The sequence below is a fragment of the Parabacteroides caecihominis genome, from assembly GCF_023656785.1.
GTDB lineage: Bacteria > Bacteroidota > Bacteroidia > Bacteroidales > Tannerellaceae > Parabacteroides > Parabacteroides segnis.
Genome location: NZ_JAMOKS010000001.1, coordinates 141784 through 167573, shown reverse-complemented (window position 1 = coordinate 167573; position 25790 = coordinate 141784). Strand labels below are relative to the sequence as shown.

The window sequence follows — 25790 nt, the reverse complement described above, 5'->3', positions numbered from 1 at the left end:
ATTTACAGACAGTTCATAAATGGATCGTTAGTCTTCTTCAGCCAGTCTTTCAGCTGGCTTGTAAATTGTTTTATCAGTGCCGGCCGATCGGGGGCGATGTTGTTTAGCTGGAAGGGGTCCTGCTCGCGGTCGAATAATATCCATTCGTCAGTCCGGCCATTTGTGGCGTGTACCACGAATGTATATTTTTTCGTCCGTAACCCTCTGTATCCGGTCATTAAATTTTCAGGGAGAAGATAATAATAAGGCTGTACGACCTCCTGTGCCTTTTCCAGTGAGAGGATGGAAGCAGACAGATCGAAGGTCTGTACCTCTGCTGGTATCTGTTCTTTGAATCCCATTAATGATAAGAGGGAAGGATACAGATCGGCGAAAGCGATCATCAGGGTCGAATCCCGGCGCGGCGCGATCTTTTCCGGCCAGCTTATCATCATCGGAATGCGCATGGCTTCCTCGTAATAAATATTCTTACCGATATGCTCGTGCATCCCCATGCTGTCTCCATGGTCGGAAGTAAACACCACAATCGTATTCTCGAACAATCCCTGTTCTTTCAACTGGCGGATGATACGGCCGACCTGTTCGTCGACACCTGTCATACAGGCATAATAATCCAACACACTCTTGCGGTAGAAATCTCCCATTTTTGTCCCTTTTGGGGCAATGATAGGAGAGTTACATACTGTTTCGACATCTACGTCGCGGTAGATCTCTTTGTATTTATCAGGAACCAGCTCATATCCGGTATGAGGCGGGTTCATGGATACGACCAGAGCAAACGGTTTGCCTGCGTCGCGTAATTTATTATCTCGATTGGCGATGTAGTCGATGGCCCGGTCGGTTTCATATTCCGGTCCCCATTGGTCGACGAAATAAAATTCGTCGCGCGAAGCATCCGTATCCCAGTACATGGGTTTCAGATGATAATCGTATGTGCCATAGGCGATCCAGTGACTGAAGCCGTGGCGGCGTTCTTTGGGACACCATTCGTTCCAGGCTATTTTTCCTTTGTTGTTACTGGTTTCAATGTAAGGCTGGTAGGGGGAGTCGAGATGCCATTTACCAATGTATCCCAGTTCATATCCCTGGTCTTTCAGGACGTCGGACCAGCAACGGGCCGATTCGGGAAGTTCAACCCCGTAAGGAGCTGTTGCCGAATTACAATTTCCGGTAACTTTACTATGCACAGGATACATTCCTGTCATCAGCATACCACGTGCCGGGGAAGATACCGGATAGCTGCTGACTGCATTGGTGAAGTTAACCCCTTCTGATGCCAATTGATCCAGATGAGGTGTTTTTACGGCCTCTTTACCCAGGCATCCTAAAGCATCTCCGCGCCATTGATCAGCCATAATAAAGATCAGGTTTGGAGAAGACTGTTTCTCTTGTGCTTGTATTCCCATTGCTAATATAGGAAATAGCAATAATGTGTGAGTGATAGTTTTTTTCATGGTGCAGTAAAGTTACATAATTATAGTGGAATACAATATCTTTTTTGAAAGAACAAGACCTCCCAAAGAAAATAAGGAGGTCTTGTTTTATCATGAATAGATCATTAATCGCCTTCAGGAAGACTGCTGGTTTCTATCTTCCATCCCGGATTCTGATAAATTGTAGAGGAAGCATAATCAGTGGAACCCTCTGTCTCTGTTGTCAGTCGGAAATGGTCGAAAGCAATCGGATTCAGATATTTATTCTGGTTCCAATTGTAACCGTTGTAAGCAATATTATTCGTATTGATACGGAAAGGACGAAGATACTGGCTTTCTGATTTTGCAGATACGTTCGCATTTGTATTTCCGGATTCTATCAGATTAACGACCGAAAGAGTGACATCTGCTGCCGGAGTGGGAGTTGGTGTTGTGTAACGTGCATAATTTTCACTCCATAAATCGAAACCTTCTACGTGATATCCTTGCATCATATCCAATGCACGCCAACGTTTCAGGTCATTCAGACGAAGTCCTTCAGCAGCAAACTCGATGCGGCGTTCGCGACGAATGTTATAGAGAGTCGTTGATACTAATTCAGAGCCGGAATAACGGGCAAAATCCAATTCTTTACTTAAATCCGTTGCATTTATTGTTTTCTGATAGTCAGTATCCATATTGGCACGTGCACGAAGAGCTCTCCAATACTTTCCACTGTTGGCATCCAGCGAACTGTTTAATTCGTAATCAGCTTCCATATAATTCAGATATGCTTCAGCAGCCCGGAATACGACACAAGCTGTGGTAGAAGGCAACGTCGGACCTTGTGCAGCATCTGTTGTCAGACCCTTTTTTACCGAATAACCGGTAGGGCATTTGTTCTCATTCTGGCCCAGCACGATAGGAGCACGATAATAATAACCATATCCGTTCACAAGATATTCAATATTGCTTCCTCCCTCTGATAATAATTCACCTGGTAAGATGGTATTGTATCCTAAACGTGGGTCACGATCGGCTGCTACGGCTTCATAGGTCTTGTCACCTTGATAACCGGAGTTGTTTGCATAGATCGGTAATCCGTTTTCCATCAGGTAAGACTGCATCATACTGCGTGTCCATCCGGTATTTCCACCTCCGTTACGTTGTATATAGCCAACTACAAAATGGTTGACAGCAGGAGTCAGACTTGCATCATAGGCTCTCCATAATAATACCTCAGAAGTGCTACTTAACGATTGGCTGTTGAATAGGGACGGATAATCGCTGGATAACGAATATTTATCGGCAACTATTTGAGCAGCTTCTTTGGCTTCCGTCAGGAAGAATCTTATTTCAGAATCGATATCGATTGAAAAATCTTTCAGATAATCTTTGTTCGCTCCCGGCCATCCCGGACCACCCGGCACGCGTGCTGTTCCTTTGTGGTATTTTTCCCATGTACCTTCAAATAAGGCTACACGGCTTTTCAAAAGGGCGGCACAATCTTTAGTCAGCCGGTTGGTCATGGGCGGAGTCTCTTTCATGTAATAATAGGCCGAGTCCAAGTCTTGCAGGATGAAACGTGCCACTTCATTGCGCGGACGTCTTTTGCTTGCTTCCCTGACGGTCTCATAATCTTCTGTAATCCAGTTTTTCAATATAGGAAAGTCGCCAAGTGCAACTAGTTTGGTATAGTAGATATATGCACGGAAGAAATACATTTCTCCCAAATAATGTTTATTGTTGGCTTCTGTTCCGTTTAATTCCCCATTCTCCAGGCGGGGACGTACTTTGTCGATGAAATAGTTGACATTACGGATTTTTCCGAAATCCCAGGCTCCTCCGCTTTGCGCTACGCGGGTTTCTCCCTTCACAAATGAACTGTTGGGATTGCTTGCGGCCTGATTGTCACTATTGTTGTCGGTGACAAATACCCCCATATTATATTGTCCGGGTGTATGGGAGGGAAGCTGATCGTAGAGATTAGCCGAATAAGCGGCCAAATCACTTTCTGTCAATAAATATTTGTCGGTGGGTACAGCGTCCAACGGTTCTTTGTCAAGAAAATCGTTACAGGAGCATAAAGCACCAACCAATGTTATGATGTATAATAGATTTTTTTTCATTGTTCTTACATTTTAAAGAGTGATATTTAAACCGAATGAAATAGTTTTAGATAGCGGGTATGTCTTACCATTGCTGAATCCGTTGGCAGCAGTTGCTTCGGGATCGAACATATCGGCTATGCCACTGATAGTGAAAAGATTTTCTGCACTAACATAAATACGGAGCTTTTGGATATTCGCTTTATTCATCCAGGCTCGGGGGAATGTATATCCTATTTGCAGGTTCTTCATACGCATATAAGCTCCGTTTTGTAAATAGCGTGTCTGAGTTTTTTTGTTTTTGTTTCCTTTATCACCCAGATATGCTTTGGGGTAGTAGGAATCGAGATTTGCTCCGAATACGGAAGCTGTGTTCTCCGGACGGAAATAGTCAAGATGTTCACTAAAACCAACCGATTGCCACTCTCCGCCATCAGCTCCCCAAAACATAGGACCGCCTAACCAAATGTCACGTTTCATGACTCCCTGGAAAAACATTTGTACGTCGAAACCTTTCCAGTCTGCTCCCAGGCTCAGGCCGAAGCGGAAGCGAGGCGTATTGTTACCGATTACTTTTAAGTCGCCATGATCTATAGCTGTACTGTTTCCACTGTCGACTACTTTGTCACCGTTTAGGTCGCGATACATAATGTCGCCGGCTCCCCAGGCTGAACCGATTTTACTCTGGTCATTGTTGGCCAGCCATTCGGTCATTTGTTCGTCAGATTTAGCGATACCTTCCGTCTCGTATCCCCAGATTTCTCCGATCGTCATTCCGTCGTAATAAAGCGTATTTCCGTCTGCATCCCAGAGAGCTTTAGAAGCATTGGGGTATGAAATAACTTTAGCGCGATAGTCTGAAAGATTGAATCCGGCATTGTAATTCACTTTTCCTATCTGGTCTCTCCAGTTCAGTTGTATTTCCCATCCTTTATTTTTCAGTTCGGCATTGTTTGTGTTCGGAAGAGAGGTTCCCAATATGGCACCCACTTCGGCTGCCGGTCCGACCATGTCTTTGGTTCTGCGGATAAAATACTCGGCAGTTGCATTCAGGCGGTTGTCCAGCATACCGAGGTCGATACCTATATTAGTATTGTAAATTTTCTCCCAGGTAAGTGTGCTGCTGACCATTCCCGGAACTCCTGCCGTTGTCGGTTTGCCGCCATTCATTAACCAGTTGCCGCCATTAGCCGTTACGCTTTGTGTCAGATAGAACGGATAGTATGAGTCAGTATTCTGGTTTCCTAACATACCCCATGAAACACGCGGTTTCAACGTGTTGATGATGTTACTTATCGGTTCGAAGAACGATTCGCGTGCCACATTCCAGCCTAAAGAGAAAGAAGGGAACACGTTCCAGCGCTGGTCTCTGAGGAAACGGGAAGAACCATCGTAACGAACGTTCATTTCCACCATATACCGGTCCTTATATGAATAGTTGATACGTCCGAAGAATCCGGCAGTCGACCAGTCATTATATTTGGAACTGTTGATTTTGTCCTCTCCGGTAGACGCACTGATTTCCGGAACAAGGCTACTGATCACATCGGGACGTTGGGCGCTTAATTCGCGATAGACATATTCTTCGGTATTCATACCAATCAATGCCTTAAAGTAATGATCTTTCAGCTGTAAAGTATAGTCGGTATAAACGCTTGTCGTATAGAAATTACTGTTCAGGTAAGCAGAGCGTGCGAACGAAGCTCCCGGAGAATAACTTCCGCTGAAAGCCAATGCCAGCGGGTTCCCGTTTACATCGTGTTCATAGATCGGATTCAAGTTCGTTTGTTTGTTCTGATTGATAATTCTCATGCCGGCTTCTGCGTAAATATTCCATCCTTTAAGCGGGTGGACAACGAGCTGTCCCTGCATATAAATATTATCGTTATGGGTCTTGGAGCGTCCGCCGTCTGCCAATTGGTTGAGTTTTCCGTTTCTCATATAATAACCGTTCGGGTCTTTAAAAGGCATCATTGGCCACATACGGGCGATGTCGTGATAAAGCAGTCCGCCTTCTTCCAGATAAACAGGGTTATCGAGGTCAAAACGCACAAACTTTGTGTTGATATTGAAATCTACATATTTGTTTATTTGTGTATTGACTTTTGCAGTTGCATTGTAACGTTTATAATTATCTTCTCCGTAACGCAAGTTACCATTTTGGTTCAGATAACTTCCGGATGCGTAGTATTGTATCTTTTCCGTACCGCCGCTCAGACTGATATTATGTTCGTTTGACCATGCCCACTGGAAGTGTTTTTTCCACCAGTTTACATTATCATTGGCTTTTTCATGAAAATGCCAGTTGTTACCGTTGGCAATAGTCGTTGCCGCTAATTCTCCGGCCATGTATTTTTGTATGCGACCGATGGTCTCTTCGTCAAAAATGACACTACCTCCCTGATTGATAGATGCTTCATTGAAGAAATTGGCAAAACGGTATGAATCGAGTTGATTGGGGAGGTTGGTCGGACCGGAATAACGGACGTTATTGTTGTAGTTTATTTGCATTTTCCCGGCTTTACCTTTTTTTGTTGTTATCATGATTACGCCGAACGCTGCCCGCGAACCATAGATAGAGGAAGAGGAGGCATCTTTCAATACAGAAATGTTTTCAACATCTTCCGGATTCAGGTTGTTCATGTTTCCTTCCATGCCGTCGATCAGGATAAGTGGCTCGCCTTTGGAACCTTTACCGATCGTTCCCGTACCACGAATATTAACATTCATGTTCTGACCCAATTGTCCTCCAAGGTCGGCGGTGGATAAGTTTAATCCGGGAACTGCCCCTTGTAAAGACTGTGAAACGGAAGTTACCGGCCTGGATGCCAACACCTTCTTATCGACAGTCGCTACAGCTCCGGTCAGATTAACTTTCTTTTGGGTACCGAACCCAACTACTACTACTTCGTCCAGTGCCTGAGTATCTTCACTCAATTCTATTTTTAGACTGGATTGTCCGGTAAGTTTGATCTCCTGTGTAGTGTATCCTATGTAGGAGATCACCAGGATATCATCTTTCGAAGCGTTGATAGCGAATTTTCCGTCCAGGTCGGTAATGGTCCCGTTTGTTGTACCCTTTATTTGAATGGAAGCTCCGATAACGGGTTCATTCAGGTTCTTGTCAATGACAGTACCGCTAATGTTTTGCTGTTGCGCGTATATATGAAATATACTAACCATTAGCAGCACAATTAAAAAAGTGACTCTTTTCTTCATCCTTTTTAGTTTTAAGGTTGTTAATACTAATTTTATTAATCTTTGTAAGCAAAAGTATCTGGTCTGCCTGGAAGGGATAACGCGTGTTTTCTTCATTAACGATGGGTGTTTTCTTTATTTTTCTTGTTGAAAAACAGGATACTGGGTGTTTTATTCATGAATAGTCGGCAGATTGTTCATGCATTATATTTATGTTGTTTTTCTTTGTCTTGTTTAGAGGTAATATCCTCCTTTTTTTGTTTCTTTGTATATGTTTGAAATATCTAAATGAGGAGCTTTGTTAATTAGATGATGAGGAAATTTATTGCAGCTATACTATTCTCTATTTTTTATAGTTTTTCCGGTTATGCCTTTTTTGAAAAGGATATCAGGGTGCTTACCATGCAAAACGGACTGGCCGATAATACGGTCTTGTGTATTCATAAAGATATGGATGGTTTTATGTGGTTTGGCACAGATAATGGTTTGAGCCGTTATGATGGAAAAAATATAAAGAATTTCGGTTCGGATGGGCTTTATATGAAAGTTTCCAGTATCCATGAAACCGGAAATAATCTGCTTTGGTTGAATGTGAGCGGGCAACTCTTCTGTTTCGATCGCCGTATGGAGCATTTTGTTTCTATTAATGAAAACGGGAAATTTACCGGAGTCCAAGATGAACTCTGTCTGTTTTATCTCGGCAATATGCTTAAAAGACGTGATAACATTCTTAACCAGCACTGATATATCAACTTCTGACAGTTTTAATTGCACCATTCCGGCTTCTATTTTTTGTACATAGAGTAATTGATTTACCAGGGTAGATAATGAGGTCGCATTATTGTAAACCAATGACAACTTATCATATAGAATTTGTGAAAAGCGTTCCGTCTGCAATAACTCCTGTAAAGGAGAAAGGATCAGTGTCAGAGGCGTACGAAGTTCGTGAGAGACGTTCGTAAAGAAATTACTGCGTTCCCGGTTGATTTGCTTCTCTTTCTCACGTTCCAAATTGGCAACAAACAATTCATGTTTTAACCGTTCCTCATGCCTTAGACGTGCCTGCTCTTTTTTTACACGACGCATCAGATAATATATAATAAAACCGATTGTGATAATAATTAGAAGACGGAACCAAATTGCCTCATACCAATGAGGCAGGATGTTGATATCCATGGATGTCAGGTAACCGCTAGAACCGTCTGCCATAATACTTTGTACCTCAAAAACATATTTTCCTTGAGGTAAGTTTGCATACGAAACCTTTTCACCTTCATTGATTGTCAACCAGTTCGATTGAGCCGGACTTAACCGGTAATTATATTTTTGCAGGTCGTCCGAGTAGGTCAGATTACTGAACATCAATGAAAAGCTATTATTAGCAGCCTTTAATGTTAATCCGTGTGTATAGGGAATACCTTGTTTCAAAATGACTTGATTATTTATCTTTTGCCCGATTTCAACTGGTTTATTATCTACTTCCAATTGAGTTATTACTACTTTACCGGGAATAAAGTGGTTGTTCATTGCTTCATTCGGGAGGAAATAGGTTATGTTTTTATTATTCCCCCAAAACAGAAAATCCTTATAAAACATGACTGAGCGGTTGTTACCAGATATATAGTAATTATAGAACAATTTCTGATGTCTGCTATAGTTACAAACACTGGAAGCGGAACCCAGCCAAATACGTCCTTCCGCATCTTCGCAAATACAACCTATGTAATTACTGCTTAACCCATTATGGGTTGTGTAAAAATTCTCGATTGAATCAGACTGAATATCCATTACTCCAAATCCGTCGGAATAACCGATATAGAGTTTTCCGTCTGAAGCGGCATAAAGGGAACGTATATCCCTGACTGGAACATTGGCTGTTTTTTCATAGTCCGATCGAATAGGTTGACCATCCAAAGAACACTTTACTAATCCGTATGACAATCCTAACAAGAGGTATTTACCGGGTACTTCTACCATTGCCCGTATGGTTCCGGAACCGACAGGGTAATAGGTAAAATCTTTTGTTTGGCGATCAAACAACAATAACCCGTTAGTGGTTCCCACCCATAAACGATTTTGATTATCAATCAATAAAGACCAGATGGAACCGGACCATTCAGGTTTGTTTTTAATGCGGACAGGATAAACGGTAAAGGTTTTATTTTCAGAATCATACTGAATTAGTTCGGACTGGCCGTTTCCGAACCACAAGTTTCCTTTTTTATCGTTGAGCACACATAAAACAGTATTGCTCGAGCCGGCAGGAGCCGATTCAAATTCCAAACGGCTTTGAGGATTAAAAGGTTCCGTACTTCTCAAAATTCCCTTATGGAAAGTGGCAAGCCAGATATATTCATTCTTGTCCGTCGCCATTTCACATATTTCATTATGCGTTTCCTGGTGAAAGCGCTGATAAAATTGTTTCCTTAAATCGGAGGCATACACTCCTCCGCCTTGTGTTCCGATCCAGATAATACCTTCCGTATCGTAATAAGCGGAGATCATCCGGGTCTCCAGGTTACGATGAAGTTGAGACGCAGTGTTGTTATAGACCTCTGTTGTATAACGGGTAGGGTCTTCTTTATCAGGAATAAAAACTGTGTAACCATTCCATGTAGCAGCTAAATACCGTCCGTCTCCCAAAGAAACCATCTGATAAATATCTCCGTGGGAAAGAGTTTTTTCCGTATCCTCCGGTTTATAGGTATATTGAGTATAGACACCTGTTTTCGGATTGTAACAGATCGCTCCGTTGGCCCAGGTTCCAATCCAGACAGAACCGTCGGAATAGAGAAGGCGGTGAACATGAATTTTATTGACTCTCGGTAAATCGCCCAGGCTTGTCATTTGATGTTTTTTTGGATCGAAAGTGACTATATTTCCCCAATCGGTCGCAATATAAATGATTCCGCCAGGGGATTGGCACATGGCCATATAGTTTGTATCGTTCCCGGCCAATCCTGTAAACTCCATTTCTACTTTTAAGTCCACTTTGTCTATATTCCCCATTTTATCCATTTGATAAGCGACTGAAACAAGCGAAAGTACATCAGTGGATATCATCCAAAAACTCGTATCATTTTGCATGAGTACATCTTGGACTTTGGCATTCAATCTCTTTATCTCTGGATTGATATCTCAAAAATAGAATCAGCCTTGAAGAACCTTCTTTCGAATGCGCTCAAATATACCCCGAAGGGCGGAAAGATAAGGGTTACGATCGAGGAGAAGGAGGTAGACGGGAAAATGTTCTGTTTATTATCCGTTGCAGACAATGGGCCCGGTATCGCTGAAAATTTGCAGGGACGCATCTTTGAATCCTTTATAACGGGCGAAAATGATCCCTCATTTTCTACCAAGGTGGGTATCGGTCTGCGTATCGTTAAAAACACGATGGACCTCCATCATGGGAAAGTATTGCTGAACAGTGCTCCCGGCAAAGGCTCCGAGTTTATCCTTTATCTTCCGTTGGGGCGCGAGCATTTTAAAGAAGATGTATATCAACTGGTTGAGGATACCCGTGATGAACAGAAGGAGGAAGCATTCATTGCCCCGGAAAAGGTTCGTGAAGAGACATCCCCCGAATCAGGCAAGAAATTGCTGGTCATTGAAGATAACGATGAGATAAGACATTATATCCATACTCTATTCGAGAAGAAATACCGTGTTCTGGAAGCCCGGGACGGTGAAGAGGGCGTGCGGACCGCCCGTGAAGAGATCCCTGACCTGATCATTTCGGATATAATGATGCCGGTCAAAGACGGTTTTACCTGTTGCCAGGAGATCAGGCAGGAGTTGCAGACGGCCCATATCCCGATCATCATGCTGACGGCCAAAGCTGAGGAGGAGGATTTGCTGAAAAGTACCCGGATCGGTGTGGACGACTATATCATGAAGCCTTTCAACCCCGAAGTGCTCAAAGCCAAGGCAGAGAACCTGATCCGCATGCGTGAGCAGTTGAAACGCATCTATACGAAAACCCTGATGCTGAAACATACGGTAGAGAAGCCGGAGGAAGAAGAGCAGGCCGGTCTTTTCATGCGGCAGGTGATCAGTATCGTCGAAGCCAACCTGACGAACCCGGACTTCAGTGCCAAAAGTCTGGCAGGCCTGTTGAATCTCAGCCAGCCTACCTTATACCGTAAGATGAAGCAGTTGAGTAACCTGTCGATTATCGAAGTGATCCGCAGCATCCGTATCAGCAAGGCTGCTTCCCTGATCATGCAGAAGAAATATTCTGTTCAGGAGGTGGCCGAAATGGTCGGTTATAACGATATAAATACATTCCGCAAGCACTTCACGAATCAGTTTGGTGTATCGCCTTCCCGTTATAATGCTTTATAGTCTCCGTTACCCTTGGGGTAGAGCCGGTTACAAGGGAGAGACTGCCGTTAACCCGGCGTATCGTTTCCCTTACCATTACATTCTCTTTGCATATCACAGCTGTGAAACAAAAGAAATCCATCTGTGAAACAAACGGAATCCAACTGTGATATGAAAGGAATGCAGTTGTGATAAGCAATATGAATATTAAAAAAGAATTATTGCCAATGGGTGTTGACTATTATGGAATAAATCTTATTTTTGTATGGTATTGAGATAAATGGAGTGAGCCTTCTTTATATTCCACAGGAGATGAGTAATATAAGTTTCAGCGATATATATACAAACTACTACAAACGTTCGTTTTTGTTTGTGAAGTCATATGTCAGAGATGACATGGCGGCAGAGGATATTGTATCTGAATCTTTGATTAATTTGTGGGAGACCAGTAAAAAGGAGAAAGTTGAATATCCACTGGCACTGCTTGTCCAGATGTTGAAAAACGGTTCCCTGAACTATTTGAAGCATCAGGACGTGAAACAGGCTGTCTCTGAATCCATTTCTTCTAAGATGGACCGTGACCTGTATTATCGCATCTCAACTTTACAGGCTTGTGACCTGGAAGAAATATTCTCGTCAGAAATAACCCGTATCGTCAATGATACCTTACAGGCTTTGCCCGAACAGACCCGCCGCGTTTTTGAAATGAGCCGTTACGAATGCCGTACGGTCAAGGAAATATCGGAAGAATTGTCTATAAGCCCAAAAGGGGTCGAATATCATATAACCAGATCGTTAAAGGTTTTGAGGGTAGCTTTGAAAGATTATCTGCCTGTTTTCTATCTCTTGTTTCTAAGATAACAGATTGTTGTTATCTGATAGTATACATCCGATAAAACAATCTGCTAACTCAACTATTCCGCTACTATCTTACCAGCGGAAATTCAGAAATCCTGAGAGTCGTACATCCGAAAGGAATGAGTGTGATCTCTTCTACAGGCTGTTTGCTTCTCCCTGTAGAGAAAGGTAACGGACCGGCCATTTCGTTATACAATTGCCAGGAAGTTATTTCTTTCGCTTTTACTTTGATAAGGATGGGGGCATTCTCTACATTCCAGAAATAATTGCCGGCCTGCTTGCTCTTGTCGATCGTTACCTGGAAATTCTCCTGCATATTATCAGGATCGAAAGCAACTATGCCATAATTCCATTTGGTTGGTGAAGTCACTTCATAATAAGACTTTCCGAACTGGGTAACTTCATCTCCCTTAAATTCTTTCTTTTCCCATTTCTCATCCATTTTCAGGGCATATACCAATGGTCCGCGTTCAACGGCAACAGAGTTCTCATACCATTTGCTTGTTGAAACCTCCATGGGCAAATGTAAAAGAACCTGGTCTCCACTTTTCCATGTCCGCCGTATGATAGCCACGCTGTTTCCTTTTGCCGTTGATTCCGGGACACCGTTGACTGTCACGGTTGCTTCCTTGCACCATTCGGGAATACGCAAATGGAGCGGAAATGCTATTTCTTTCGTTTTGTCGAGCAGCCGGACTGTCAGTTGGATTTTATCGTCCATCGGGTAACAGGTTTCTTCCGTAATTTTAATTTTACAGCCGTTACCCACTTTTGCTGTTACTTCAGAAGGCGAGTAGGCCAATGCGGCAATACCGTTATCCGGGGTTGCATACCAAAGGCTTTGGGTGAACTTGGGCCATCCTTGGTGCATATTGGAGAAACAGCATGGATATCCGGTCCGTGTCCCGTATATAATATCTGTTTCTGCATGATTGGCATCTTCATAGAAATTGTGGGCGTGGCGGGTTATCATGACCTGGTTGGCTTGCTGGAAATATTGTTTGTCCATAAAGTCATCAGTGACCTGGGTCGGGAGGGCATTGAAGGCGATCCGTTCCAGATGATCTGTAAAAGCCAGGTCCCCTGTTATTTCCATAATCTTTTCCAGTGAATACATTAATTCAACGGCGGAACACAGTTCGGAACCTTGCGTAGGATTATTACCGTGCAATCCTTCGTCTCCGCCATACATCCCCTGCGGTTGGCCGTTGTATTGCCGGATATCGGCAAATCCTTTCTTTACGGCATCAAGGTATTTTTTGTCAGGATCTTGTTGATAGTAAATAACCGGCTCTTTGATACCTTGGGCCAGATTGACACAATGGATGGTGTTGAAGCGGGTCAGGTCATCCCGGTTGAGGAACATGTCGACGAAGTCATAGCTCTGTTTATGTAATAAATGACCTAAATCGAGTAGGAAGGCATCTCCGGTTATGTTGTAAAGCCAGTATACGGCCTGGAGATTGTCGCAGGCACGGTATTCAGCCCAGAAAGTCCAGTTTCCCAGCGGGGTGGACGGAAGGGTTTTCAGCTGGTAGCGGAAATACCGGGTCATAAAGTCTGTCACCCGCTTATCTCCGGTTGCCGAATAATATTGCTGCATGATCTTCAACAGAACTATTCGGGGCCACCAGTCGGCAGAGTTGTCCCGTTGAAGTCCGGGTTCTGGCGCATAGTCTTTGGCCGGTCCGAAGAAACCGTCCTCACGCTGGCTCTTCAAAGCCCATTCTATCCAGGGTTGTACCTTTTGTTTCAGTTCTTTATCATCAAGGATATAAGCCAGGGGCAACAATCCGTCTATCCAGTAAGGACCTCTTTCCCATTGGTCGCCGTCGCCTCCCAGCCATCCGTTACGTGCCCCCATTACTTCCGGATACAGGATGTCCATCTGGCTGGATGCCCCTTTTTTCTGCCGTTCAAGCATTTCAAGGAGCCAGCCTTTAGGTTTGATACTGCCCAAAGGCAGTTCTATATAAGGTTTTCTTATAAGCGGATAGCGGTTATTGGGATAATCCGGATTATCGGCCTTCCCTGAAAAGGGAAGGCTATTCAATGCTACTGCAACTAATAAGGATAGAATGACTTTATGTTTCATGACTCATTGTTTGTTTATTTTTCAATTGAAAGGGTTACCGGTCCCATAAGGCCGCTTTCTCTCAAAGGTTCGTTCTTATCCGGCCATCTTAACACCCATGTCTTCCGGTTACTTTCCGGTTGCCCTGCATCATAGACAAGACGGTTGAACCAGGTGCTGGTTACTTTTACCTGAAGTGTGTTTTTTCCGGGACGAACGGCTTTTGTTACATCGGCTTTGTAAGGTGTGGTCCAGACTGTCCGGACTGGTTCGCCGTTGATGATTATTTCCGCAATCATATCCACTTTTCCCAGATCAAGAATAAACCGGTTGCCGGATGTATTATCTATATTGAAGGTCGAAGAATATTCGACTGTTCCGGAAAATGCTTTCGCTTCTGTTGAAGTATCCAGATCTTTCCACGGTTTCAGTTCAGATATCTGAAGAGATGCAGGTGTTCCCCAACCGTCCGGGAATTTGAGTTCCCATGGCTGGCTGAGAGGAATCGTTGCTATGACTTGCTTTTCCACAGCACTTTTTGCAGGTATTTCGGGGTTGTCTTTGCGGAATACGACAAAATAAGATCCGGCCTGGGGTAAACTGATCTTTACAGATGTCCGGTCTCCCTTTTTTTCATATATGGCAGGAAGAACATCTCCTGTCAGAGGGTCCCATATCTCGGCATGTCCGCTATTTCGGAAATCCAACTCTCCCTGAAAACTTTTGTCTTTCGGTACTGTAACAAAATACCAGTCGGCATTCTCTGTCTTTCTGTGCAGCCACAGGGGACCCGAACCTTTTACATCCGGGGCAATATCCAGTTGTTCCAAAGCATCAGCCAAAGTTATACCGGAAATGATACGGCCTTTTCCTATCTGCCGGATACCTGTTTCCGACGCATTTCCCCATATTTTCTTTATGGTCCTGTCGAATCTTTTCTGTGCATCTTTTCCTCCTGAAAGTGTGGCAAGTCCGGATGGCACTTCTCCGACGACAGTCGCTCCTTCATAAATGAGTTCATATAATTTTTCGACTGTCTCCGGGCGCATGCGCGGTACCTCCGGTAGCCAGAGGAGACGGTAACGTAAACCTTCCGGAGTTACCAGGTCACCGTTGTTTACGGAAAGCCGGTTCAACAGTACATCCGGATTGCAATAGTCATATTTGAATCTTTCCGGGAACGGTGCTTTCTGGTCTGGTTTATGATCGGTCTCGTCTCCCAGATACCAAAGCACATCGGAGACTGGTTTCCCTCTTTCCAACAGATAGTTGCATCGGGCTAAATAAGTCGTAAACTCAGGCATGTATTTCCACCAGGTCTGTCCGCGTAAGAACGGTGTACCGATGCCTGCTCCGGAGAAAGAAGTTCCGGGAGGGGGAAAACCGACTTGCGGATTATGTGTATATGTATGGAATACCAGGTGGGTAACTCCTTCCGTAGAATTGACATTGGCTACTTCTTTCAGCATTTGCCAATGTTCGTCCCAGGTATGGCTAAAGGAAGTGAATGCTTCTGCCGCAACGCGGGGTTTCCCATATATGCGGGCTGCGGAGGCCGCCGGTTTGATCGGTTTGAAATTGATTGAACCTACGAAATTCTCCGTCATCGGTTGCCAGAACTCGCACATAGGGACATCGGCAAATTTGTAATATTCCAGGATATCCGTGGGGAAACCGTCACCGGCACTGGTCTCGTATGTCAGGGAGAGATTATTCTCTTTGGCCAGCCTGGCTATATTCCCATAAAAGTTATTGACAAAAAGAGTATTGAGTACCCTGCGCCAATCGCATAAAAAGCGAAAAGTGGTTTCTTGATCTTCCACTATATAGCCGAAGAGTGCTGGAATCCATTTTTTCAGCGGATAACCTGTGATTTGTTCAAACTCTTTGTCGAGTCCGGCTGTCCAGGTCTGTGTGTAGCACTCCCAGCTATCCATTAACAAGCCATTGAGCAACCCTCCGGCCAAAGGACCGTTTTCTCCCGAGAGCCGTCCGATATATCCGGCGAACTGTGCACTGGAACCTTCTATGGATAGTTTGTTGCATTCCCAGCCTGTACCTTCCGGCGGGGCTGGAGAATTACGTCGTCCGGTATTCACATGGCCGATGCGTAAAACAGTCCATTTCCCTTTCGGTGCTTTCCATTTCAAGTTGCCTTGTGCATCCATGGAGGAGGTTATATCCTTGATTTGTTTCGCATTCAGGTAGGTTTCCGAGTCATGCTGTTTCAGATCGCCTGTCCGTTCGATGCTTCTTGATACCCATGCGGCTTGTGACTCCCAGCTGTTTTTGCGGGCAGCAGTGAATAAACGTAACGATTTGAGGGCGATATTGTGTTGGTTAATGAGGGTGATACGATATTTCTTTGCCCCTTTTGTCTCTGCACAGGCTAAAGAGATAGGGTAATTATCTTGTGTATTGCTCTGGGGAAGGTTTGTATTCAGAACTTCCCGGGTTGTTCCGTCGGGCAGGCAGGCCTCCAGCTTCACACGCATATCAGGCTCGAAGCACCACGGGTGGTTCATCTCGTTACTGGAAGGAAGTTCCAGTGTACGGATAATCTTGTTTTCCGGGAATTCGACTTCGATCCAGTACGGGTTCTCGGCAGTAGTTGCGGTGAGCTGTACCGGGTTTTCACTTTTTCCCTGCCATAAATGTTCCCATGCCGCTTCTTTATTGCTTTTGAACGAGACTGGTATCAATGGCTTTCCGTCATCATCCACAGGCGTTGGGAATGCTATTACCATTAAGTCTTCATAATCCCTCCAATCTTCTTCACTGGGCTGGGGGAGAGGTAACTTTTGCATTATCTCATCCGAGTTCCCCTCTATGTCCGTGCGGCTCCAGGCCAGATGGCGCATGGCATTAGACGGTTTTATCCAGGGACCGCCCGCCATTGCCCATCCCGGGCAATTCTGCATGGTGAACCGTAACCCTAAACGCCGGCATTCTTCTGCCGTATGTTTCACCATTCCATCCCATAGCGGACTAAGGCAGGCTATTTGCGGATCGACCCCGGGCCAGGGCCCGCCGAACTGTCCGTGAAACAGATGTATCCCGGAGAATCCGGCATCCGCAATTGCTTCTAAGTCAGCAGTAATACCTTTGATGGATACGTTACCCCCGATGTAGTGGAACCAGGTTTCGGGGTAGAAGACTTTGGGCGGTGATTTAAATTTATCTGCGTCCGCATTCTCAAAAGGACTATATAGTTCTTTATCAGACGGCACGACCGGTACCTGTGCATTTGCAAATAAAATATTTGCAAAAAGTCCTGTTATGAAGCAGGACAATAGAATGAGCGAATCCGTATGTTTCATGATATAAAGAATTGAGTTTGTAAATTTAGAAGAATTTAAACGATGTTGTTCTCAAAAAAAGATTAAAATGCGGACAAATATCCTCATAATCGGAGATATCCTATCTTTTAATCGTGACAGGTCCTATAAGCCCTGAAGGCATCAGCTTGTATGCTGGCGAAAAACCAATATTCGTTTTGGTAATCCTTTTTTCTTCAGGCTGTGAAGCGTCATAGACCAACCGGTTCCACCAAGTATTGGTTACTGCTATTTCAAGAATATTTCCTTTCGGTTTGCAATATTGAGAAATTTCAAGTCTCCATGGAGCGCACCATACAGTACCCAGATCATTCCCATTTAAACGGACAGTTGCCAGGTCGTGAACTGTTCCTAAATCAAGGAAAAGATTTTCTTCGGATAATATATCAAGATCAAATTCTTTACGATAAACCACTGTACCGGAATAATATTTGATTTCGGGTATATTATTTGTTGTCAGATCCTGTAATGAATTGTAAATTACGGGCTCGCCAGGGCCTCCGGATTTAGGATCGAAATGCAGGCTCCATAAAGTATCAAGTGTTTTGACTACTGTATGCTCCGTGTAGTTAACTCCATCCTGCCGGGTATCAGAAGTAGGTTTACGGAAAACAACAAAAAGACCTTGGTAAGGTGCTAGCTGCATAGGTACGGTTGTTATCGAATCAGTGATTGAAAAGGCTTTTGCCGAACTTGTTGAACCATCAACCGGGTTCCAGAATTCCGGTACTTTTCCTGTCATACGAAACCTGGCATTTATATTTTCAGTTGTATTCCTTCGGTTGATAACAAAATATATATCAGTTTCTCCTTCTCTGCGATGGATAAAATCTATTTTTACGGGTGCTATTCCATAGCTGGCTATTTCATTCTCATTCATGTATGAGAAATCTCTTTCAATAGCATTTTTCTTTAATACGTCTGCAATTTTGAATCCACTGATAACACGTCCTTTGCCTACAATGCGATCAACTGGTTCATCCGTTTCGCCCCATAGTTTTTGGGTAATTTCACGAAGTATTTTTTCACTTTGGGGGAAATCTTTTAATCCTGGGGTTTTAACGAATCGCGGACCTATAACTGTTGCTCCTTCCTGAACTAATTCGAGAATCTTATGAGCAACTTCAACTGGAACAATCCCGGATTCAGGAAGAACAAGTACCTGATAATTCATTCCATCAGGCAGGTAAATCCGACCATCCCGGACGGATAAACGGGTCATTATGATTTCTGTATTGCACACATCATAGTCATATCCAAAGCCACGGTCAGGATCTATATTCTTCGGGGATACGAAACAGGGAACAAGATCTCCTTCATAATAAAGTACATCTGCAACGAAATGTCCGCGTCGAAGCATGTATTGGCAGCGTGCCAGATAGTCCGTAAATGATTTTGCCTGATTCCACCATGTAATCCGGTTATTGAAATGAATTCCGGCAGCAAATACAGTTCCCGGCGTTCCATTTGCAGGGCCGGATGTTGCAGAACCATGAAATGTTATATCGTTGATACCTTCACAAAAAGCGACATTGGCCCGTGGTAACAAAGTGGCAGGAGAACTTACCCAATGGGTAAAACTGGTAAATGCTTCCGAAGCCGTTCTCTTTTTCCCGTATAAATGAGAAGCACTGGCTGCTTGTTTGGTATTGACATTCTGACGTCCCTCGTACCATTCTTCCGGGAGTGATCCGCTGTGATGTACTGCCTGTATCCATTGGTTTTCACTCCAATGGCCGCTATACCAGAATTCTCCGACCGGTACATCCAATCTTCCCAGATTCTTCAAACCGTCATTCATCATCAGTCGGGGAAGATGTTGTCCGCCGGCTTCCGCACGTACCATAACACCTTTTTCATGTGCGCGGTCTGCCCATACTTTATAATGTCCATCTGCAACACAATCTGCAATCGTCCGGCGTACGTCATTCAAAAAACGTTCTGTGATATCTGTATTTTCAATTATTTCGCCGGCCATAGCTGCAAGATAGGGTTTTGGATCATAACCCCGGCGATTACGGAACTCTTCCAGCATTTTTTTTGTCCATGAATAGATACCATGAATTTCTACATTATCTTCATGCAGATATTTAAAAGTTATTCCCTCATGTTTTTCAGCTTCACTGATTAGTATTCCACTACTATGATCAAAATCAAAGGATGTAGACTCTACTGATAAATAATCAGGCAGTAAACCGCCACCGACCGGAATCTTAACAAAAGCGGTTCCAACCCTGATGACTTTCCATTTTCCTTCCGGGACTTTCCAGTTTAAACTTCCATCCGGTGATATTTTATTGGTCAAGTCAATCGCATCCTTTGTACGGAGTGGCAACTTTTCAGAAGAAGCCCGTAATGGCTCGAGAGGGAAAGCCTGTTCCACCTGTAGTTTTGACGTGCCGATGGGAGTCAATGGATTCATCAGGCCGCGTTTGGCATTCATTAAAGTAACCTGGTGAACGTCCTCTTGGGTTCCGAGAGATACCATACGAACAGATTCGCTTGTCCCTTTCTTCAGGATAAGCCGGAAAAAACGAGCTGTGCATTCGGGTACGGACTGATAAACATTTTGATAAACAATGCCGACTGAATGGAGCGTGTCGACTGGTTGATATGTTTTTCCGTCTTCCGAAAACTCAAGTATTGTTGTTCCCTCCCGTTCAAGATATACAAAATCGACTTTTTTGGGATGTTTATAATCAAATAGAATCCATGATTCTTCCGTCTCATTTTTCGGATTCCAAACGGTGTTGTAATCGCCATCCAGCATATTGTTGATATCTTTGGCATTACTACTAACTGAAATAGAGGGTTTAAATGATACAGGATCATGGACAGGATAAGCTAGAACAGCATCATCCTTATATAGTCCGCTAACTCCGGATGGCATATTTAATTTCCCGGAAAATTGGGATGGCCCTTCAAGAAGCGTTTCGCTGCATGCTACTCGTTTTGCCCCGTTTTCCTGATTGATCCAGGGACCACCGGAAGGCCATCCGCTACTTACATTAGCTCCACATTCCAGACCCAGACGGGCGCATTCCTGTACGGTATGGCGATATAACTCAAGCCAGGATTCACTTAAAAAAGGAACATCCGGCATTCCCCCATGATAGAACACGACAACTCCACCTATTCCCTTTTTACTTAATTCTTCCAAATGTTCTGTTATAGCAGGTTTATCTACATTATCATACCACCACATAAATACCCACGGACGATATTCTTTAGGTGGATTCAGAAAATGATCGATTGCTGTATCAGATCTCTCTGCAGCATGAATGGGACCTGATAATAAACCGGCAAAGAGTAGGATCGCAATAATTACAGATATTATTTTTTTACTCATCATTCTATTTTGATAAACTGTTTTTATAATATTACATTAGTCTTCCTGATATAGGTGTAGAGATTTGTATATTTCACATGTTCAATACACTTATAAAGTTCTAAGGACTGTATTGGTGTTTTACAGTCCTTAGATTAAGTCTATTTCAGAGTCGAAACAGAACTAATTTATCTCATATCCCGGGTTCTGCTCCAGGCTATTGTTACTTTTCTGGATTTCAGAGAAAGCTATAGGCAGGCGGTAAAATGCATCTTTCCATTCATTCTTCCGAGAATCCTGAGTCAATTTATATCGATTATAAGTGAATGTTCCATCATTATTCTTTATAATCTCATGGCCCATTATATGTGTAGTCTCTGTTTTTTTTGCAATCTTCCAGCGACGTACATCAAAATAACGATGTCCTTCGAAAGCCAATTCAATCATACGTTCATGGTATATTTTATCCAGTAATTCCTCTCCGGAGGCTGTTACAGGAGGCATTTTAACTCCTTCACGATCTCTTATTTTATTTATGTATTCACGTGCAAGATCTTCATTTCCCAAATGATATTGGGCTTCTGCATAATTGAGATACATTTCTGACAACCGGAATAGCGGAAAAGGTCCCGTATAATGTCTTGTTTCTGAAATGCCTTTATCCTCTTCTATAAACTTCCTTATATAGTAACCTGTCATGGTGGCATCCTGATTTGTGGCATCATAACCTCCTATATAAGTTTCTATTTTGCGATTCACAAAATCGGAACCGTTATAATAGATCGATGCATAGAAACGAGGGTCTCTGTTTGCATAAGGGTCGGATGGGTCGTACATTGATTTAGGGTTGACTGTTCCCAATTCACTATCGGTAACCGGAATTTCACCATCTATTGTTTCGTAAGCATCTACTATATTCAGGGAGGGAGCTACCCATGCACGTCCGTTATCTCCTGCGGTGCCAAGAAAAAAGGTTAACCGGCTGTAGTAGGTCTCATTGAATTCTTTTGTGAAGATAAATTCGCTACAGTTTACATCCAGAAACATTTTCTGATAATCTGTTGCCAGTGTATATCCTTTGTCGAAAAGAGCAGCAGCAGCTTCGGCTGCTTTTTGCCATTTCTGTTTATCGTTGGACGGATTATTCAATATACTTGCATCATAGAGTAATACTCGTGATTTAAGCGCGCGAGCAGCATTTCCACTAGCCCTGTTTCTTACTGAAGGTTTATCTGGGAGGTCGGTTATTGCCTCATCCAGATTTTTTACTATATAAGTAACACATTCATCCCATGAGCTTCTTTTTACTTGCGACCAGTCGCTATTGATATCATAAGCCTCCTCTATAATGGGAACACCTCCATATGACCAGATCAATTTGGCATAAATATAAGCACGTATGAATTTCATCTCTGCAATAAGCTCTTTTTTTACAGACTCATTAACCGATGATTCCTCTATGTTTTTAAAGAATACATTGATATTGTGTATGAATTTATACGAATTATCCCATACATATAGTATGTTGCTTAGAGAGCCAACATTGTCGGCTGTCAATATGTTTTCCCGGACAAGATTACAACTACCGTTATTGTATTTACTGAAATTATCATCTCCGAAAAACATTATCTCATAATAATTATCCTTCGTACAAATACCAATATATTGTTCATTTACAAACATTTTTAGCAGGTTTTCGTCCTGCCAGACTAAAGGATCAGGATATCTGTCGGTTGGTGTTATGTCAAGCACATCACTACAGGAAGATAATAACATGATCCATGTTATGCTTACTAAATATATTATCTTTTTCATCATGTGTATTTTTAAAATGAAACGTTTACACCCAGATTTATCAATCGCATCGGATTCAGGTCCCATCCTCCGTTGGCAACTTCCGGATCTATACCGAATTTGCTGGTATGGTCAATAGAGAATAGGTTTGTCCCGCTCACATATACCCGGGCTCTTGACAAACCCACTTTAGATATGATCTCTTTAGGTATTCTGTATCCTATCTCTGCATTTTTGAGTTTGAAGAAATTAGCACTGATCTGAGTGAAAGTTGTTCCACCTATACCATATGCTGTACCTAACCGTGGTTTTGTACCATTCGGATTATCAGGGGTCATAGTATCTTCTGTCCACCATTGCAATATATTAGCACCACCGTTTGAAGTTGCGGGGTTAACCCAGTCTTCACGAAGGTAAAAGACTGCACGTGCTTGTCCTTGGAAGCCTAACGTCAGATCGAATTGTTTCCAACTTAGATTGATGTTGATACCATAAGTGATATCAGGTATATTAGTCAGATCCTGGCGTACCTGGTCCAGTGAATTGATTTCACCGTCTCCGTTGACGTCTCTGATTTTGATATCTCCGGCTACTGTTCCCGGTCTTTTGGGTACATTCGGGTCTGCAATGTCTGTTTCGTTATATATTCCGATCGCTTCGTATCTTAATGCTGCACCGATAGGTTTTCCTTCTTCTTTCTGGTATATTTCCGCCATGGGCGTTTCATCTTTAAATATTACTTTATTCCGGGCGTAAGTCAGGTTGCCGGATATTGAATAAGAAAAATCTTTGGTAGGGTCATCCCTGAAACCAAGCATCATTTCAACTCCTTTATTTTCGGTTTCTCCGATGTTTTCGTCAGGTAAACTCAAGCCTGTGAATGTAGGGATTGATGCATTACGTTTTGTCAGGATATCCTTTCTGTTTGTTTTGAACCAATCGAATTCAAAAGTCAAACGGTTATTCAAGAATCCAGTTTCCAATCCGATATCATACGTTTCGGCTTTTTCCCAGGTAATATTAGGATTGGGTACATTTGCCTGAGATATGCCTGAGTACTGTGTTCCGTTAAAAACTGAGCCGTCTGCCAACGTATACATCGTTAGATATTGGAATGAGTCTTTGAGATAATCATTACCCATTTTTCCCCATGAACCACGTGCTTTCAAATTGCTTAACCAGGTAATATCCTTCATGAAGTTTTCTTTGGATATTGTCCAGCCTCCTGAAACTCCGGGGAAGAATCCAAAACGATTTCCTGAAGGGAAGTTATGGGAACCATCGTATCTGAACTGGAATTGTAGCATGTATTTATGATCATAGTCATATAATACTCGTCCGAAGTAGTTTCTTCTGGCTGTTTTTGCTGAACTACTGTGATTTGTCTGTGTATTGGCATCTCCGGCATTTAATTCTCCCAATGCACTTGTAGGGAAATTAGTACGTTTGCCGTCCAATGCAGTACTTTTGGTTTGATTCTGTTCGAAACCGACAAAGGCATCCACCGTATGTACGTCAGCAAATGTGTTCAAATAATTGACACGTACATTTCCGTTTATATACTCAGTCCGCTTTTCCTCAATAAATAGCTGAGGAGCAGTTGTATGACCCATTAATTTTTCATAAGTATTGCTACTTTCATCATAGCTATATACATAATATACATCTTCGAATTGTTTGTAGTTCTGACCAAAATAGTCATATGCTATACTGCCTTTTAACGACAGACCTTTCACCCAGGGTATCGAGATGTCGATGGTGGATTGTCCGTTAAATACCCATGTTTTTGAAGCAGTACTACCGGCATCTCCTGTAGAGATAACCAAGGGATTATAATTACCCCATCCCTGATTTGTCGGATAATCTGTTCCAGGCCAGTATGCATGAGCTGTTGGTGCACTCAAACCGACCCAACTGTACATCCCGTTACCACTGGCTTGCCCATTATACGGTAAAGTCCGGTCTGTGTTTTTACCAAACAAGTCAAAAGTAAGTTTTATATAGTCGTTTATTTTTGCATCTATGTTTGACCGGACATTGTACATGCGGTTCTTCATAGAGCTTTCTCTGTAAGGAGAACCTTGATCCAGGAACCCAGCGGATACAAGATAAGTTAAGTTATCCATACCTCCTGTAAGTTGTATATTTGCTTTGTCCTGACCAGACCAGTTCTTTTGTACTACGTCATACCAGTTGGTATTAGGATAATGTTGTGGATCTGATCCGTCGGCGAATTTCTGTATCTCATCTTCTGTCCATCGAGCGCTGAGTCCTCTGACTTCATTTGCCAGGTTCTGAGCTCTTGCATATGAAGCTGAGTTTGCCATTTTTACAGTCCGGGTAGGCTGTGTAAATGAATGATTATAAGAGACTGAAATGGTCGGTTTCCCTACTTTACCACGTTTGGTGGTAATCAATATAACTCCATTTGCTGCACGAGAACCATATATTGCGGCTGAAGCATCCTTCAATACAGTGATTGATTCAATATCTTCCGGATCAAACCGACTGAATATACCTCCTTCTTCAGAACGAACAACACCGTCGATTACATAGAGCGGATCGTTGGATACCAAGGAATTCTGACCTCTGATACGTATGGTTGACTCGTCTGCCCCTGGTTCACCATTTCGTGTGTTAATAATAACGCCCGAAAGACGTCCTGCTAATCCGGAGGCCATATTGGCTGTTGGGCTGAGTGAAATATCTTTAGATTTTAAAGATGTGATAGCACCTGTAACCACTTCCTTTTTCTGAGTTCCGTATCCTACGACTACAACTTCATCCAATGCTTGCAAGTCTTCTTTCATGATAACATCCAATGATGTTTTATTCTGTACCCGGATTTCTTGTGTAAGATATCCGATATAGGATATTTGTAACATTGAAGAAGGAGAAACCGTTAAAGTATAATTACCATTTATATCTGTCATGGTGCCGTTTACAGTTCCTATTTCTATAACATTTGCTCCAATGATGGCTTCACCGTTTGAATCGGTTACCTTACCGGATATCCTTTTGCCACTTTGTTGCTTTTTTTCCGTTGTATTTTTCATTAACAGGATATTGTTACCTTCTACAGCATATACTACATCCGAGTTCTTAAAAAGAATTTTCAGAACTTCTGCTACGGAGATATCTGAAGCCTTTAATGATACTTTTTGTGACAGATCTACATTTTCATAATTGTAAACAAATAGATAATCCGTTTGTGACTCGATCTGACTGATAATATCCTTCATGTGCATATTTTCGGCTTGGATATTTACTTTAGTCGTCTGAGAATTGGCATTATTTGCCCAAACACTTGAAATACATAACAGAAATAATAAAAAGGTTAACTTCATAAGTCTGAAT

At 42.8% G+C, this 25790-nt stretch carries 10 protein-coding genes and 2 pseudogenes; 3 read left to right on the top strand and 9 right to left on the bottom strand.

The genetic code is table 11. The features are described from left to right. Positions 1 to 2 precede the first annotated feature (2 nt). The 3 genes from NBH14_RS00415 to NBH14_RS00405 all read right to left on the bottom strand — a co-directional run bounded on the left by NBH14_RS00415 (position 3) and on the right by NBH14_RS00405 (position 6703). The gene (locus NBH14_RS00415; protein ID WP_186957890.1) at positions 3 to 1454 is read right to left on the bottom strand and encodes a sulfatase family protein; all 1452 of its coding nucleotides are present in this window, start codon (positions 1452 to 1454) and stop codon (positions 3 to 5) included. A gap of 104 nt (positions 1455 to 1558) precedes the next feature. After that, entirely contained in the window at positions 1559 to 3541 is a 1983-nt protein-coding gene (locus tag NBH14_RS00410; protein WP_186957889.1) for a RagB/SusD family nutrient uptake outer membrane protein, read from the bottom strand. Between the two features lie 12 nt (positions 3542 to 3553). Beyond that, positions 3554 to 6703: a SusC/RagA family TonB-linked outer membrane protein gene (locus NBH14_RS00405; RefSeq protein ID WP_446500453.1), complete on the bottom strand. Its 3150-nt coding sequence runs from the start codon at positions 6701 to 6703 to the stop codon at positions 3554 to 3556. Positions 6704 to 7027: 324 nt separating this feature from the next. Here NBH14_RS00405 and NBH14_RS28740 point away from each other — a divergent pair, with 324 nt between their 5' ends. Then, positions 7028 to 7462, top strand: coding sequence for a two-component regulator propeller domain-containing protein (locus tag NBH14_RS28740; protein ID WP_128133378.1), 435 nt, complete (start codon positions 7028 to 7030; stop codon positions 7460 to 7462). 45 nt (positions 7463 to 7507) lie between these two features. Here NBH14_RS28740 and NBH14_RS28735 read toward each other — a convergent pair. Beyond that, positions 7508 to 9091: pseudogene (locus NBH14_RS28735) on the bottom strand (ligand-binding sensor domain-containing protein); the annotation flags it as partial. A 744-nt stretch (positions 9092 to 9835) separates the two neighbouring features. Between NBH14_RS28735 and NBH14_RS00395 the strand changes: the two are divergent. Next, a pseudogene (locus NBH14_RS00395) lies at positions 9836 to 11062 on the top strand (hybrid sensor histidine kinase/response regulator transcription factor); the annotation flags it as partial. A 291-nt stretch (positions 11063 to 11353) separates the two neighbouring features. Then, a complete protein-coding gene (locus tag NBH14_RS00390; RefSeq protein ID WP_009860425.1) occupies positions 11354 to 11902 on the top strand; it encodes an RNA polymerase sigma-70 factor in 549 nt (182 codons plus the stop codon). 64 nt (positions 11903 to 11966) lie between these two features. Here NBH14_RS00390 and NBH14_RS00385 read toward each other — a convergent pair whose 3' ends face one another. The 5 genes from NBH14_RS00385 to NBH14_RS00365 all read right to left on the bottom strand — a co-directional run bounded on the left by NBH14_RS00385 (position 11967) and on the right by NBH14_RS00365 (position 25780). Continuing rightward, positions 11967 to 13994, bottom strand: coding sequence for a beta-L-arabinofuranosidase domain-containing protein (locus NBH14_RS00385; RefSeq protein ID WP_186957887.1), 2028 nt, complete (start codon positions 13992 to 13994; stop codon positions 11967 to 11969). Between the two features lie 14 nt (positions 13995 to 14008). Continuing rightward, positions 14009 to 17293 (bottom strand): glycosyl hydrolase, encoded by a 3285-nt coding sequence (locus NBH14_RS00380; protein ID WP_250817022.1) that lies wholly within the window; start codon positions 17291 to 17293, stop codon positions 14009 to 14011. A gap of 100 nt (positions 17294 to 17393) precedes the next feature. Beyond that, entirely contained in the window at positions 17394 to 20663 is a 3270-nt protein-coding gene (locus tag NBH14_RS00375) for a glycosyl hydrolase (RefSeq protein WP_250817020.1), read from the bottom strand. A gap of 159 nt (positions 20664 to 20822) precedes the next feature. After that, entirely contained in the window at positions 20823 to 22454 is a 1632-nt protein-coding gene (locus tag NBH14_RS00370; RefSeq protein WP_250817018.1) for a RagB/SusD family nutrient uptake outer membrane protein, read from the bottom strand. A gap of 11 nt (positions 22455 to 22465) precedes the next feature. Further along, a complete protein-coding gene (locus tag NBH14_RS00365; RefSeq protein WP_250817016.1) occupies positions 22466 to 25780 on the bottom strand; it encodes a TonB-dependent receptor in 3315 nt (1104 codons plus the stop codon). Positions 25781 to 25790: the final 10 nt, after the last annotated feature.

Excerpts from the sequence above, each read along its gene's own strand:
- NBH14_RS00415 (WP_186957890.1), bottom strand. The coding sequence starts at position 1,454 with ATGAAAAAAACTATCACTCACACATTATTGCTATTTCCTATATTAGCA.
- NBH14_RS00410 (WP_186957889.1), bottom strand. The coding sequence starts at position 3,541 with ATGAAAAAAAATCTATTATACATCATAACATTGGTTGGTGCTTTATGC.
- NBH14_RS00405 (WP_446500453.1), bottom strand. The coding sequence starts at position 6,703 with ATGGTTAGTATATTTCATATATACGCGCAACAGCAAAACATTAGCGGT.
- NBH14_RS28740 (WP_128133378.1), top strand. The coding sequence starts at position 7,028 with ATGATGAGGAAATTTATTGCAGCTATACTATTCTCTATTTTTTATAGT.
- NBH14_RS00390 (WP_009860425.1), top strand. The coding sequence starts at position 11,354 with ATGAGTAATATAAGTTTCAGCGATATATATACAAACTACTACAAACGT.
- NBH14_RS00385 (WP_186957887.1), bottom strand. The coding sequence starts at position 13,994 with ATGAAACATAAAGTCATTCTATCCTTATTAGTTGCAGTAGCATTGAAT.
- NBH14_RS00380 (WP_250817022.1), bottom strand. The coding sequence starts at position 17,293 with ATGAAACATACGGATTCGCTCATTCTATTGTCCTGCTTCATAACAGGA.
- NBH14_RS00375 (WP_250817020.1), bottom strand. The coding sequence starts at position 20,663 with ATGATGAGTAAAAAAATAATATCTGTAATTATTGCGATCCTACTCTTT.
- NBH14_RS00370 (WP_250817018.1), bottom strand. The coding sequence starts at position 22,454 with ATGAAAAAGATAATATATTTAGTAAGCATAACATGGATCATGTTATTA.
- NBH14_RS00365 (WP_250817016.1), bottom strand. The coding sequence starts at position 25,780 with ATGAAGTTAACCTTTTTATTATTTCTGTTATGTATTTCAAGTGTTTGG.